Annotated in this window: 13 protein-coding genes; 2 read left to right on the plus strand and 11 right to left on the minus strand. The window is 62.3% G+C overall.

Going from position 1 to position 14,252, the window contains the following annotated elements:
* Window positions 1-140 precede the first annotated feature (140 nt).
* Complete coding sequence (locus CLV89_RS19405) at window positions 141-1,031, minus strand: LysR family transcriptional regulator (RefSeq protein WP_106165314.1); 891 nt, start codon at window positions 1,029-1,031, stop codon at window positions 141-143.
* A 112-nt stretch (window positions 1,032-1,143) separates the two neighbouring features.
* Here CLV89_RS19405 and CLV89_RS19410 point away from each other — a divergent pair, with 112 nt between their 5' ends.
* Entirely contained in the window at window positions 1,144-2,694 is a 1,551-nt protein-coding gene (locus CLV89_RS19410; protein ID WP_106165315.1) for a proton-conducting transporter transmembrane domain-containing protein, read from the plus strand.
* Window positions 2,695-2,709: 15 nt separating this feature from the next.
* A complete protein-coding gene (locus tag CLV89_RS19415; protein WP_106165316.1) occupies window positions 2,710-5,118 on the plus strand; it encodes a YbcC family protein in 2,409 nt (802 codons plus the stop codon).
* A 193-nt stretch (window positions 5,119-5,311) separates the two neighbouring features.
* Here the strand turns inward: CLV89_RS19415 and CLV89_RS19420 are convergent, their stop codons facing one another.
* From CLV89_RS19420 to CLV89_RS19465, 10 genes are all read right to left on the minus strand, one after another.
* Window positions 5,312-6,181, minus strand: coding sequence for a glycine betaine ABC transporter substrate-binding protein (locus tag CLV89_RS19420; RefSeq protein WP_106165317.1), 870 nt, complete (start codon window positions 6,179-6,181; stop codon window positions 5,312-5,314).
* On the minus strand, window positions 6,178-6,978 hold the full coding sequence (locus CLV89_RS19425) for a vWA domain-containing protein (protein ID WP_106165318.1): 801 nt from the start codon (window positions 6,976-6,978) through the stop codon (window positions 6,178-6,180). Before CLV89_RS19425 ends, CLV89_RS19420 begins: the two co-directional genes overlap by 4 nt.
* Window positions 6,979-6,985: 7 nt before the next feature.
* Entirely contained in the window at window positions 6,986-8,620 is a 1,635-nt protein-coding gene (locus CLV89_RS19430; protein ID WP_133166759.1) for a hypothetical protein, read from the minus strand.
* A 21-nt stretch (window positions 8,621-8,641) separates the two neighbouring features.
* Window positions 8,642-9,286 carry a hypothetical protein gene (locus CLV89_RS19435; RefSeq protein ID WP_106165320.1) on the minus strand — a complete coding sequence of 215 codons (645 nt, stop codon included), beginning with the start codon at window positions 9,284-9,286 and terminating at the stop codon, window positions 8,642-8,644.
* Window positions 9,283-9,591, minus strand: coding sequence for an OmpA family protein (locus CLV89_RS22670; RefSeq protein WP_165798159.1), 309 nt, complete (start codon window positions 9,589-9,591; stop codon window positions 9,283-9,285). The genes CLV89_RS19435 and CLV89_RS22670 overlap by 4 nt, the downstream gene beginning before the upstream one ends.
* A 539-nt stretch (window positions 9,592-10,130) precedes the next feature.
* Window positions 10,131-10,619 (minus strand): GAF domain-containing protein, encoded by a 489-nt coding sequence (locus CLV89_RS19445; protein ID WP_106165322.1) that lies wholly within the window; start codon window positions 10,617-10,619, stop codon window positions 10,131-10,133.
* A 3-nt stretch (window positions 10,620-10,622) separates the two neighbouring features.
* Window positions 10,623-11,372 (minus strand): ABC transporter ATP-binding protein, encoded by a 750-nt coding sequence (locus CLV89_RS19450; RefSeq protein WP_106165323.1) that lies wholly within the window; start codon window positions 11,370-11,372, stop codon window positions 10,623-10,625.
* Entirely contained in the window at window positions 11,369-12,226 is an 858-nt protein-coding gene (locus CLV89_RS19455; RefSeq protein WP_106165324.1) for an ABC transporter ATP-binding protein, read from the minus strand. The genes CLV89_RS19450 and CLV89_RS19455 overlap by 4 nt, the downstream gene beginning before the upstream one ends.
* Window positions 12,223-13,128, minus strand: a complete 906-nt coding sequence (locus CLV89_RS19460) for an ABC transporter permease (RefSeq protein ID WP_106165325.1) — start codon at window positions 13,126-13,128, stop codon at window positions 12,223-12,225. Before CLV89_RS19460 ends, CLV89_RS19455 begins: the two co-directional genes overlap by 4 nt.
* Before the next feature lie 9 nt (window positions 13,129-13,137).
* The gene (locus tag CLV89_RS19465; protein WP_243395088.1) at window positions 13,138-14,196 is read right to left on the minus strand and encodes an ABC transporter permease; all 1,059 of its coding nucleotides are present in this window, start codon (window positions 14,194-14,196) and stop codon (window positions 13,138-13,140) included.
* Between the last annotated feature and the right edge of the window lie 56 nt (window positions 14,197-14,252).

The following is a 14,252-nucleotide window of genomic DNA, read 5'->3' on the forward strand; positions in this document are numbered from 1 at the left end:
CCAGTTTCTGGTCTTGTAGGTTGGGGGTGTCGGTCTGCTCATGCAGCCCAGCTACCACGCTGGATTCACGAGATGAATCCCTCAAAGGATTTGTGCAACAGAGCCGTCGCGTTCTAGAATACTGCCCAGCAACGCCCGTTTCAGGATAAGAATGCGGCGCCGGTACTGCGTTCAAGAAGGTCCTGGACCAGGGGGTTCGGGAACCGGCGCCGAAGCGTGACGGCGAAAAAGGTTTCCTTGATCAACGGGTGCTCCTTGGCTTCTTTGAGGCGGCCGGAGCTCAGTTCATCTTTCACGACGATCGGCGCGACAAGCGCAAGCCCGACATCCTCTCGTACCATAAGGCGCATCATGGCCATGTCGTCTACTTCCGCGGCAATTTGCGGCCGCACTGACAAACGGCTCGCCATAGCGTCGAACGCGGTGCGCACGCTGCTGTCGGTCGTGGGCAGGATAAAGGGCTGGTCGAGGAGAAGCTCCCTGATCGGGCTATCGGGGTCGATCCGGTCCGGGGTGCCGACGATACTGACGTCCTGCTGTCCAATCTGGTGTGTTTCATATGGGGTCAGGCTGTCGTCTGGTGGCGGGCGGTTCATCAACACCATATCGAGATTGAGTGAGCCCAGTCCTTCCAGCAATTCTGTGGGACTGCCAGAGCGCAGAATGACTTCCACATCCAGGCGTGACAAAATCGGCCTTAGAAAACCGATCTGAAAGTTGCGCGACAAGGTTGCCAGCGCGCCGACGCGCAACGCCTTGCGGTTCTGTACCGGCCCCGTGAGCGTGGCGACCAGTTCTTGCCCCGTTGAGAAAATGGCGTCCGCATGGTCCAGCGCGATCCGCCCGGCTTCGGTCAGATGCAGTTGTCGCCCCCGTCGTTCGAACAGTGCGTGGCCCAGACGGTCTTCCAGTTGCTTGATCTGAACCGACAGGGCGGACTGAGACAGGTTCAAACGCTGTGCCGTGCGCGTCAGGTTCCCCTCATGCGCAACGGCCCAGAAATATCGCAGGTGATGATAGTTCAACGGCATATAGTTCTATTTATTAGAACGATTTATGAAGGACAATGAATTTTTCTTGCCAACCCTTCTCGCCTAGGCAGGGGCAAAGGTCTTTGACCACGAAAATCAATGGATCCCGATCATGCTCTATCTCTTCGTGCCTCTCTTCAGTCCGCTCCTGCTTCTTCTGGCTGCGCTTCATGCCGCGCGACATCCCGGTAAACGCCCGGGGCGGGTGGCGCAGTTGGCAGAGATGGCGGCGTTCGGTGCCTTTTTGATCGCGGTGCTCGCCGCGACGCTCCTCGTGATGAAAGGCGCGGGCACCTCGGCGCTGATCGGACTTGCTGGCGTTGGCCTGTCCGTACGGCTCGATGTGGTGAGTACGGTGATGTTGGTGCTGGTCAGCTTCATCGGCTGGGTCGTGATGCGGTATTCCAGGACCTACATGGATGGCGAGGCCCGCCAAGGGGCATTCACCGCTTGGATGTCGGTGACACTGGCGGCGGTGCTGCTGCTGGTGATGGCGGGTAACCTCGTGCAACTCTTGGCCGCCTGGACACTGACCAGCCTGTCGCTGAATCGGCTGTTGTTGTTCTACCCAGAGCGGGCAACAGCGCGGCGTGCCGCCCGCAAGAAAGCCCTTGTCGCACGGTTGAGCGAAGGCGCGCTGGCGGGGGCGATCCTTCTGCTGATTGCCGCAACAGGAACCACCGACATCCAGACCATTCTCGCGAACGCCCAGACCACCTGGCTGACCACGGGGGCGGCGCTTTTGATCGCTCTCTCGGCCGTTCTGGCATCGGCGCAGTTTCCGATGCATGGCTGGCTGACCGAAGTGATGGAAGCCCCGACACCGGTATCCGCCCTGCTGCATGCGGGCGTGATCAATGCGGGCGGGTTCCTCTTGATCCGCTTTGCGGATGTGATGCTTCTGGCGCCGGGCGTCATGGCGCTGCTGGTCATGCTGGGCGGTTTTACGGCGTTGTTCGGTGGTCTGGTGATGCTCACACAGCCTGCGGTCAAGACGTCGCTGGCATGGTCTACCATCGCGCAAATGGCCTTTATGATCATGCAATGCGGACTGGCGCTGTTCCCACTGGCGTTGCTGCACATCGTGGCACACTCGCTCTACAAGGCCCATGCGTTTCTCAGCTCGGGCGAGGCGGTGCGCAATGTCGCCGCGATCAGCCGTCCCGGTCCGATCGCCGTGCCCAGTGCGCGCAACGTCCTGCAGTCCTTTGCGAGTGCCATCGTGATCTACGCTCTTGTCGGTGCCGTGCTCGGGTTTGACGAAAAGTCGGTTCAGGCCATCGCCCTGGGCGTGATCCTGATCTTCGGCGTCGCCTACCTTCTGGCGCAGGGCTTTGCCGATGCGGCGCCCCTCGCGTTGATGCGACGCACCGTGATCTATGCGCTGGTCACATCGGTCAGCTATTTCGCGCTGCAGGTCGTCGCCCTGTATCTGACCGCAGGCAGCCTGCCCCCAACCCCTGAGCCGGGCCCGCTGGAATGGGCGTTGATCCTTCTGGCGCTTGGGAGCTTTGGCCTTGTCGCGGTGGCCCAGGCGACTTTCCCGCTGTGGGCTTCGCACCCCGCAGCAGCCGGATTGCGCGTTCATCTGACCAACGGTCTCTATGCGAATGCGATCTGCGACAAGCTCTTGGACGGTTGGTCCAAGCGGTCCGAAGCCTGAAAAGGAACACTCCTGATGCATACAAAACTCGAGTCCTATCCCGCCGCCCTGCTTGAGCTTGTCTTCGAGGCCAACACAGCCGCCAAGGCGATTCCACCGCTGTTCCCGCTGTCCTCAAACGTTGCGGTGAACCCGTTCCTTGGTCAGACAGGCGAGACGCTGGCCGCCACCGCTGCGCGTTTGGCGCGGGTGGGCGGCGCCCGGATTACACCGTCACGCGCCCATTGGGCCGACAAGCTGCGGGCAGGTGAAATCACCGATACGGATCTGCTGGACGCAGTGTCTGCGGTCAAAGGGGATGGCGATACGCTGAGCCTGCAAGACGTGAAGACTGCCCTGGAGAATGATACAGCCGACCCCAAGGCCCTGCCCACCGTGGCCGAATTGGCGGCGGATGTTTCGGGCGTAGACTGGCCGGGGCTGATCGAAGATCGCATTGGCGTATGGGCCGCCAGCCATTTTGATCAGGGGCAAGCTCTTTGGCAGCAGTCCAGTACCGGCGGGCCCTTCAGCGCCTGGCGCGAATTTGCTTCGCGCGATCTGACCCCCGAGATCCAGGGGCTGACAGGGTTTTGTGCCTTTGTCGCTGGAACGAACCGCTCGCATTGGCGCGCCATAGGCCGCGCTTCGGATCAGCTTGGCGTGACCACCGATGCCGCGACGACCGCCTTCCATCGCTGGCTGATGACGCTGGGCGGATGGGCGCAATATGGCCGCTACCTGCTGTGGCAGGCAGAGCTGGAGGGGGCTCAGGAAAGCACCGTCACGGAGCTTCTGGCGATCCGTATGGTGTTCGACGAAGCATTGTTTCACCTCTACGAAGACCAGATCGCAGCGCGTTGGGCGGAGGTTGTCGCCGCCCATCAGACCCCTGTCAGCCCGTCGCGGGATCTTGTTATCGACGCGGTACTTCAGGAAGCGGCGGAACGGGCACAGCAGCGTATCCTGTCCGACAGGCTGCTGCCGGGGAAACCACACAGGGCCGAAGGGCGCCCGGATGTGCAAGCGGCCTTCTGTATCGACGTCCGGTCCGAAGTCTTCCGTCGCGCGCTGGAAGCGCAGGACAAGAACATCGAGACCATCGGCTTTGCCGGGTTCTTCGGGCTGGCCAGCGCGCACAAGATTGCCGGCTCGGATGTGACCGAACGGCGCGGCCCGGTGCTGTTGCAACCTGGCGTGACATCACGGGCGGCGGAACCCACGCAGGCCGATCTTGATCGGCGCTACACCGCACGGGCCAAGCGGGCCTGGGGCCGGTTCAAGCTGGCCGCTGTGTCGTCTTTCGCCTTTGTGGAGGCGACGGGGCCGCTTTATGCCGGGAAGCTGGTTCGGGATGCGCTGGGCCTTGGCGGCCAGGCCACGGTCGAACCTGCACCCGAGTTGGATCCGGCCATCAGCCTGGACGCCCGTATCGGGATTGCGAAGTCAGTGCTGAGGGCCATGTCGCTGACCGATAATTTTGCGCGGATTGTCTTGCTTGCCGGTCACGGCGCCGATGTAACCAACAATCCGCATGAAAGCGCATTGCACTGTGGCGCCTGTGGTGGACACGCGGGGGATGTGAATGCCCGGCTTCTGGCACGGCTGTTGAATGATCACGACGTAAAGCTTGGATTGCGGGACGCTGGGATCGAGATCCCTGTCGATACGGTGTTCCTGCCCGCCATGCACCACACAACGACCGACGAGGTCACCCTCTATGAGGGGGATGTGCCGCAGGGTGTCGCGACCGGCGGGTTCAGACAGCTGAAGGAATGGTTGGCCGCCGCCGGGAGCCTCGCCCGTGCAGAGCGAGGGCAACGTCTGCCACGCGCAACTGGAGCCGCGAGCGTCCCACAGCGGGCGCGGGACTGGGCCGAAACACGCCCCGAATGGGGGCTGGCTGGATGCCGGGCCTTCATCGCAGCGCCGCGCCATCGCACCGACGGGGCGGATCTGGCAGGGCAGGCCTTCCTGCATAACTACGACTGGCGGCGCGATGACGGGTTCGGCGTGCTTGAACTGATTATGACTGCCCCTGTGGTTGTCGCCAGCTGGATCAGCCTGCAGTATTACGGCTCAACCGTGGCGCCGTCCCTGTTTGGTGGTGGCAACAAGCTGCTGCATAATGTGGTGGGCGGTATCGGCGTTCTGGAAGGCAACAATGGTGCCCCGCGCCCGGGTTTGCCATGGCAATCCGTTCACGATGGGAACAGCTTCCAGCACGACCCGCTGCGCTTGTCGGTGATCATCGAGGCGCCGCGCGAGGCGATGACCGATGTTCTCGCGCGTCATCCCGGCGTGTGCGAGCTGTTCGACAACGGTTGGCTGCATTTGATCGCCATGGATGACGAAGGCAAACTGGCCTGGCGCTACTGCGGGGACTTGAAATGGACGCCCTTCAGCGCTCCATCTGATGCCGAGCGCGCAATAGCCGCGGAATAGGTCGCCTTTCGCGGCAGTGCGGATCGTCTGGCGCCCGTCCGCGGCTACAACACGCGGCCTCCGTTGGGAAACGGGGGCCGCGGTCTTGTTTGTGCGGTCAGGTCTGCACTGCGATAACGGTGGCGGCAGGTGTCTTTGTCAGCCCGCCGCCCATCGCCGCGCTGCGCTGATCAGAGACTAGCACCAGACACGCTCAGCGTTGCCAGTCTGCGACCTTGGCCGTGTTGGCTTCGATCCACGACTGGACCGCCTTGTCGATCCCTTGCTCTCGTGCGTTGACCATTATCTCTTCGATATCGGTGATTTCTAGTGCGATCCTGCCGATCATGTCCGCGATATCAGGGGCGCGCTCGGGGAACCCGGTGTTTGCGCGTGCGTGAATCGTCGAGGCCCCGGAGTAGAGCCCTTTGGGGTCGTCAAGATAGCGCATTCCATAGAGCGCGAACTTCATATGTGGACGCCAGGCGGTGACAACGACGGGCGCGTCGCGCCGCTGCGCCAGCGCGATTTCGCGGACCATCTTCGGCCCTGTGCCTTCTTCAAGCGTGTAGTTCGTCAGCCCGTATTGCTGGATCGCGTCACGCGTGGTGGCCATCAACCCGGCGCCGGGATCAATGCCCACGATGCGCCCGCCAAGAGCCTCCTGCACCTCGGGGCGGCGCAGATCCTCGATCGAGGAGATCAGGTCGGCGGGTACCCATTCGGGCACCGCAAGACCGATGGTGCCCTCGTAAAGCGGGCCGAGGTCCACGAGCGTGTCGCCGTAGCGGCGCAAATAGGCGGCGTGCAATCCGGGTTCCCAAGACATCAGCATGACGTCAATCTCGCCGCGCGAGAGGGTGCGGAACTGGGCCTCGATGTCGGCCAGGGTCAGCTCGACATCACGGTCCATCATGTCGTGCAGCACGCGGGCAACAAGCTTGGTCACCACTTCGGCGTCAGACCAGGGCGTCCACCCGATCACGACATCCGGGCGGCCCAGCGATTGCGCCGCGAGAGGTGTTGCGGAGAGGCTGGCAAGGGCAGCCAGCATGCTCCGGCGCGAGAGGGATGTGCGGATCATGGTTCCAGTTCCTCGAAATTGATGTCCGCCGGATCGAAATCGCTGGCCTCGCCACTGGTCGCGTCAAGTCCAGCGCGCAGGTCGTCCGGGGAATTTGCGTCGGTATAAAAGACGCGGGTGGGATCTTTCAGGCTATGTCCGCCCTCGATGCAAAAGCCGATGGTGTGAATCTCGATCATGTTGGCGGGATTATCGAACACGGCACCGACAACCGGGGCAGGGCTTTCGCCGCTGGAAGCCTGCCCGTCGGTGATGACGATCAGGCGGTAGGCGCCGGTTCCACCTTGTCGAACGGCCTGGTTCTCCAGCTCCTGGCGGGCGATCTGCATCGCGCTGAGCAGCGGCGTGCCGCCGTCGGCGCCCAGGGCTTTGATCCGGTCAACAACCTGGCGGGCGTGTTCATCCCCGCGCCCGAGCGAAAAGTCGAGCCGGGTGCCTTCGGCGCTGAAACTCACCAAGCCGACGTTGTCGCCGGGATTGGCGGCGATCCAGCTCAGCAATGCCGCCTTGGCGGCGTCGGCGCGGCTGAAGTAATCTCCGGCGCAGTCCTTGCTTGCCATCGAGCCGGACATGTCCAGCACAATCATATTGTTCTGCGCAAAGGGATCGGTGGCCGTGCCGGGCGTGATGTCGCCGTCACGCGTTCCGTTCGCTGGCCAGACGGCGTTGCCGAGCGCGGCAACTGAAATGGGCGCCACATCTGCGGGTGTCTCTTCCTCTTCGAAACAGGCAGACAGGACAAGACAGGCGGCAAGGCTGATCGATATGCGGATCAGGTTTTTGGAGTGCAAGGTCATGGCTGCCTCACCACTCGTTCAGCGGGGTAAAGACCTCCGCCTCGGATTCCATGCCAATCACCCGGAACACGACCCGGCGAGAGTTCTGCCATTCTTCCTCGGTCTTGGGCGGACAGGGCAGATCGTTGCAGAACCCGCCGAGCGGATCCTCGATGCCGCGGCCATTGATTGTGATCTGGCTGTTGTCAATGTCATAGCCCAGCGTCGCGGCGGTCTCGACCAGCGCATCGCGCACTGCGAGCGCGCGCGCTGTGGACGTATTGCGCAACGAGGCCAGCTCGCGCTTTTGCCGGGTCGGCGGCCAGTCCTGTTTCAGCACCCCCTTGAGGTAGCCAAGGTAGGAGGAATGCGCTTCGATGCTCAGAATGGCACCGGCGTAGATCTGCGATTTATCGAGGGCTTCCTCGAAAGCGGTGCGATAGTCCTCGATGGGGAATTGAGCCTGGTTGGGCTCGAACAGGATCGTGACGGCAGCGATGGTGGATTCCGCGATGTCATCGTTGCTCATGGCCTTGATCGCGGCGGTGGCGGCATCCTGGTCGAAACCAGAGGCTTTGACGCGGCGCTTGTCCCAGATGTTATCGCCGAGGGTCGCGTAATCCAGCGGCGGATCAGTCAACGCGACCGCGCTGGGAATGAGGCCGGCCTTGACCATGGCGGTCTGGCCGGAGTTGACCACCGACCGGAACGAACGCGGCGCAGAGGCTGTGGACCAGTCGACCTGACCGTTCAGGCCGACGGTTTCAACACCGCGCCAAAGGGTCTGCATCTCGTCCTCAAGGGCGGCGTCGCCCAGCACCATTTCCGCGGCGCGTTGAAAGTCGACCACTTGTTTCTTTGCGTCCTCGCGGAACAGTTCTTCGGCCTTCAGAAGGGCCCGAACGGTGGCCCGGACCTTGTCACTGTTCTGTTCAAGATAATCGGCGCGTACGACCAGCAAATCGCCGATCACCCGGTTGGCCGAGGTGGTTGTGACCAATTGTTGTGCCCCGGCGACAGAGCCTTCGGCCCCGGTGCCGACGCCGCCTGCGGTCAGTACTTCGGCGCGCGGCGTTGACATGATGGCAAAGGGCAACCCTGCGTCCTGCGCAAAGCTCTCGGCGGGGGTATCGACCAGCCGGATGTCGGGCATGGTCTCCGCGTCCAGTGCCAGTTGCAGCGCAAAATCCAGACGGGCGGGCGTCGTCGCCACGGCGCGTCCGGACAGGTCGCTCAGCGCATCAAAATCGCGCGCGACCAGCGCGTCGGCGCCGTTCGACCAGCCGTAGAAGAAGACCGGCACCATGCGCGTCTTGTCCTGCGCCTCGGTTTGTTCGGCCAGAAGCGTCATCTGCGCATGGGTGACACGCATATACGGCGTCTCGCAGCCGAGGTAGGCGGGCAGCTGCGCGTCATAATCATCGAAGCGGCGGGTCTCGATCGTGAAGTCGACGCCATCGCGGGTGGTGGAGTGACGTTGAAAAATGCTGGGCCCAAGCAGATCGTCCGTGGCATGTGCGGTGATCGCGTCATGCCCGGCCGGAACCATGGGCAGGATGCTGGCACTGTCTGCGCGGCAATCGCGCACCGCCAGATCCTGTGCAACCGCTCCTGTCGCCAGAAGCGACGCCAAGGCCGGAACAATGAATAAAATAGGTCTCATAAAAGCGTCCTTTAAGTCGCGTCAGCGTGAATGTGTCAGTGTGCTTTCCAGCACCTGTAGGGAGACTTCCGCCTCCTCTGCCGAGGTCTGGATAATGGACTTCTGTGCGCGCAGAGCTGCGTCCGATGCATCCTGCAGGGCGGCAATCAGGCGCGCGCGGGTATCAGCGGAGTCCACCAGCCCATCCCCTCTGTCTGCGAAGGCACAATAGTCGATGAAGGCAGATTCGACACGGGGCAGGGTGCGACGCAGCAGGGTATCGGCGCGGCGGGCGGTTTCCACCGAGGAAAGCATATCGGCAAAAAGCGCCTCGAACCGCGCTTCGCAGTCGCTCAAAGCGGTCTTCAGGGCTTCGCGGCGTCGGGCCCCTGCCACCTGCATGCGTGCGAACCGTGCCTGTGCCTCCTGCACGGACTGCGCGGCGCGCAGTGCGCTGTAGTCATTGTCCACACCGGCGTCCGCCAACATGTTCTCGGCCTGCGATTCTGGGCGCAGGATCTGCTCTACGGCCCAGTTCACCACGGCGAAGGTCAGCCAGCCCGCCGCGATTGCGCAGGCGGCTTCGGCCTCTCGTGGCCAGCTGGCGAGGTTAAACTGCAGATAGATGGAGAGGGCCGTCAGTGCGCCCAAGATGCCCGGAATGATATGGAGTGCCGCCGCGATCATCCGTCACCCAGTGCCCCAAGGAGGCGCCGCTCTACAATGCGCACTTCGGCCCGGCGTGTCCGCTTGGACAGTGAGGCCGCGCTCTCGCCTGCGTGCGGATCGGGAGGGGCAGCGCCGCCCGCGCCCCGGCTGATGATCCGGTCTGCCGGCACCCCGGCATCGGCGAGGGCCGTGGCGACCACATCAGCTCGGCTACGTGACAGGGCAAGGTTGGCCTGTGCATCGCCGTCCGCGCCAGTGTGACCGGTGATCAAGGCAATTGTGGTCGGGTGATCCAGAAGCGAATTGAGAGCGACCGCGATCATGGCGTCAGATCCAGCGGCCGGCCGCGCGCCTACGTCGAAATCGACGACAACAACCTCTGGTCCATCTGCGCGGGGCCAGACAAGCCCGGCAGCGCTGAGTGCAATAAACACTGTGACGAGCATAAGCAGACCCAATCCGACCCCCTTCCGTCGTCGGATTGATCGGTTGTCGAGGCGCATAACTTGGTTTCTCCTGCAATCAATATGCAACTTCTCCGCGACCGAAGAAGGCATGTTTCGCAAAGGCTCTGTCAACCGTCAAAGTCTCTCGCGTCCAATAACGCAGCGCGGGCGCGGCTGATCGGCCTGTCGAATCTCGACTGGCTACATGGAGGCCGAGGTTATGAGGCTGATTGGTTCACAGAGACGTTCAACCACAAAGGGATAAGCCTGAGCAAGAGTGCGCAGATCATTCGCGTCTGGACGGATGGAATTGGGTGGGGAGGTGTCTGCTCTTCGGTAGAGCGCGTTCCGGGGAACAATTCCGCCGAAAGGAGAGGTGGCGCGTGAAAATCGCGCCACCTCATCCGTTCAAGGGATCACTTTGTGATCGACAGGGCCGCCATGGACGGCAGTGTCAGGACGTCATGCGCCTGTGCGACGCGCTCGGGTGTGTAGTAGCCTTCTTCGTGCAGGAAATTGACCGTGGCGACCATCTTGCCCCCAAGGATCACCGGCAAGTTGATGACGGACCCACAGCCGAGTTTGCCGATCAGCTCCGCGTCGGGGAATACCGTGTCGATATCGGCCAGCGTGTTGGAGACAAAGGTCTCGTGACGACCATGAACCTGCTCGAACCAGCGGTTCATCTCGATTTCCTTGGTGCCCGTTGTGGGGTAGTTTTCCGCATCATCCGTGTAGACGCGACGGGCGAGCATGGCGTCCATGTCCGCGGTCATCACAGTGAACAGCTTTGCGCCCACTGTGGCCTTGGTCAGCGCGCAAAGCGCATCATAGGCCTGTTCTTCTGTGGTGGCCTCTGACAGCGCTTTTTCAAAATCCTGGCGCGCCGTGTTTGTATCCGTCATGTCTTAGTCCTTGCGGTCTGGATTGCCGCCCGATGCGGCGTAAAGGGATTGGGTGTAAGGGTCGGTGAAGCTGCCATCGTGCAGCGCTGTTGCGGGCGCAATCTCGACGATGCGGCCCTTGTTCATCACGGCCATGCGGTCGCACATGAAGCTGACGACAGGCAGGTTGTGGGTCACCATCAGATAGGTCAGCCCCTGCTCGCGGCGCAGCTTCTTCAGTAGGTTGAGGATCTCCGCCTGTACTGAGACATCCAGCGCCGATGTGGGTTCGTCCAACAGCATCACCTTGGGCTCCAACATCAGGGCGCGCGCAATGGCGACCCGCTGGCGCTGCCCGCCCGAAAGCTGGTGTGGGTAGCGAAACCGAAACCGCTGATCGAGGCCCACGGCTGCGAGCATCTCGATCACACGGGCATCGCGATTGCCAAGCCCGTGGATCTTGAGCGGCTCGCTCAGCACCGTGTCCACGGATTTGCGCGGATGCAGCGATCCATAAGGGTCTTGAAACACCATCTGGCAACGGGTGGCAAAGCCCTGATCGACACTCCGCCCGCGGGGCTGTCCCAGTACCGAGATTTCGCCGCTCCAATCGGGGGCGAGGCCTGCGATGGCCTTCAGAATCGTGGATTTGCCAGAGCCGCTTTCGCCGACCAGAGCAAAGCTCTCGCCTTCGGCGACCTCAATGTTCACGCCCTCAACCACCTTTGTGTGGCCATAGGAAATGTCGAGATCTTTCAAAATGATCGCGCTCATGTGCCGCTCCATGCGCTGCGGTCGAGGACGGGGAGTTCCTCGCGCGTTTCTTCCATCCGTGGCACCGCCGCCAGCAGGCCTTGGGTATAGGGGTGCGTCGCTTTGTGCAGGTCCTCTGCCGCGCAGCTTTCGACCACTTCGCCTGCATGCATCACGAGGATGCGGTCGCAGTAGCGCGCCACAAGATTGAGGTCGTGCGAGATCAGGATCAGTCCCATGCCCTTGTCGCGCACCAGCTCGTCGATGAGGTCCAGAACCTGCGCCTGCACCGAGACATCCAGCGCTGAGGTCGGTTCATCCGCGATCAGCAGATCCGGGCGCGGGATCAGCATCATGGCGATCATGATGCGCTGGCCCATACCGCCCGAAACCTCATGCGGGTAAAGGTTCACCACCCGTTCGGGATCGTTGATGCGCACGGAATGCAGCATCTCCAGCACGCGGGATTTGATCTCGCGGCGGGCAAGGGTCTCGTGGGTCTTGAGCGCCTCGGCGATCTGCGCGCCGATGGTCATCACCGGATTGAGCGAGAACTTCGGGTCTTGCATGATCATCGAGATCCGCGCGCCGCGCAGGTCGCGCATCTTGCGTTCCGACAGCCCTGCCAGGTCGATCCCGTCAAACACCATCCTGTCGGCCTGCTGACGGCCCGGGCTGCGCACCAGTCGCAGGATCGCGCGGCCGGTCATCGATTTGCCCGACCCGCTTTCGCCGACGATGCCGAGCCGTTCACGGCCCAGGGTGAAGGAAAGGCCCTTGACCACCTCGACGCGCCCTTGTGGCGTGGGAAAGCTGACGCGCAGGTTTTCCAGTTCCAAGAGAGGAGCCTGTTCTGATTGGTGAGAATGGCTCATGATTTGCCTCCCTGTTTGGGGTCCAGCACATCGCGCAGACCGTCGCCCAGGAAACAGAAGCCAAGCGAGACGATGATGATGGCAAAGCCGGGCATGGTGGCGACCCACCACTGATCGAGGATAAAGGCCCGCCCGCGCGAGATCATCGCGCCCCATTCCGGCAGCGGCGGCTGTGCGCCAAGGCCAAGAAAGCCCAGACCGGCGGCGGTCAGGATGATACCCGCCATGTCTAGCGTGACCCGCACGATCATCGACGAGGTACACAGTGGCAGAACATGGCCGGTGATGATCCGTGTATGCGAGGCGCCAAGCAGGCGCATGGCCGAGATGAATTCCGAGTTGCGGAAGGTCAGCGTCTCGGCGCGTGCGATCCGCGCGTAGGCTGGCCAGGAGGTGATGGCGATGGCGATGATTGCGTTTTCGATCCCCGGTCCAAGCGCGGCGACAAAAGCCAGCGCGAGGATCAGCTTTGGCATCGACAGGAACACATCCGTCACGCCCATCATCGCCTTGTCCACCCAACCGCCAAAGTACCCGGAAATGGCGCCGATCAACAGGCCAAGTGGGGCGGAGATCACCGCCACCATTGCAACGATCAGCAAGGTAATGCGCGCGCCGTAGATCACCCGGCTGAAAATATCACGACCCAGTTCATCGGTGCCCATCCAGTGCGCAGCGGAAGGCGGCAGCAGGCGTTGACCGAGGTTTTGTCCCAGCGGACTATGCGGCGCGATCCACGGCGCAAAGATGGCCGCAAGGATCAGGACCAAGAGGATCAGTGCGCCCACAACGGCCAGCGGATTGCGCATCAGCATCCGTGTAACACGGTAGCTGTGACCCAAGGAGGCCTGCAGGCGGGAGCTGGGGGAGTCGTCGAGCAGCCAGTTTGTCATCGTTGTCATGGCACCCTCCTATCGGCTGCGCGGGTCGAGAATGCGGTACAGCACATCCGACAGCTTGTTGATGAGAATGAAGACCGACCCGATCACCAATGTGGCGCCAAGGACGGCGTTCATGTCGGCATTGAGCAGCGCCACAGTCAGATAGTTGCCGATGCCCGGCCAGCTAAAGACCGTCTCGATCATCACCGAGCCTTCCAGCAAGGCGGCATAGGAGAGGCCGATCACGGTGATCAGAGGCACTCGGATCGGGCGGAAGCCGTGGGTCCAGATCACCCGCCATTCCGCAACCCCTTTGACACGGGCGGTGGTGATATATTCTTGGCCAAGCTGATCCAGCATGAAGCTGCGCGTCATCCGCGCGATATAGGCCAGCGAGAAGAAGCCAAGGATGGTGGCAGGCAGGATCAGGTGATCCAGCGCGCTCCAGAACACGTCGAAGTCGCGGGCGATCAGGGAATCGACCAGCAGCAGGCCAGTGCGTGGCTCTACCAAACCTTCATAGAAGATATCGACACGCCCGGGACCGCCGACCCAGCCAAGGCCTGCGTAGAACACGACCAGACCCACAAGACCGAGCCAGAAGGCGGGAACCGAATAGCCAAGCAGCGCAAAGACGCGGATCAGCTGATCCACCCATGTGCCCTGCCTTGCTGCGGCCCAGACACCCAGTGGAACCCCCATTCCGACGCCGATGATAATGCCAAGCGTCGCCATCTCCAGCGTGGCCGGGAAGACGCGTGCCAAGTCTTCGGCGACGGGGCGGTTGGTGGACACCGAATGGCCCAGATCACCCTGAAAGACATCGCCGACGTAGGTGATGAACTGTGCGATCAGCGGTCGGTCGAGGCCCATGGCAATGCGGACCGCATCATATTGTTCCTGAGTGGCACGGTCGCCGACCACGGACAGAACCGGGTCGATCGGAATCACGCGGCCGATGAAGAAGGTGATCGCCATCAACCCGACAAAGGTCAGGAGCGTGACGATGATAAACCCACCGATTGCCCCGGCGGTTTTCCTCAGCGCAGCGTTCGAAGGCGCGGCTGTATTCAAGGGTCTGGTCCCCATTTCTCCTCCCAAAACCCCCGGCGTGCGGGAGATCTGGCATCGTGAAAACTCTGCGT

The organism is Tritonibacter scottomollicae (assembly GCF_003003215.1).
Lineage (GTDB): Bacteria > Pseudomonadota > Alphaproteobacteria > Rhodobacterales > Rhodobacteraceae > Epibacterium > Epibacterium scottomollicae.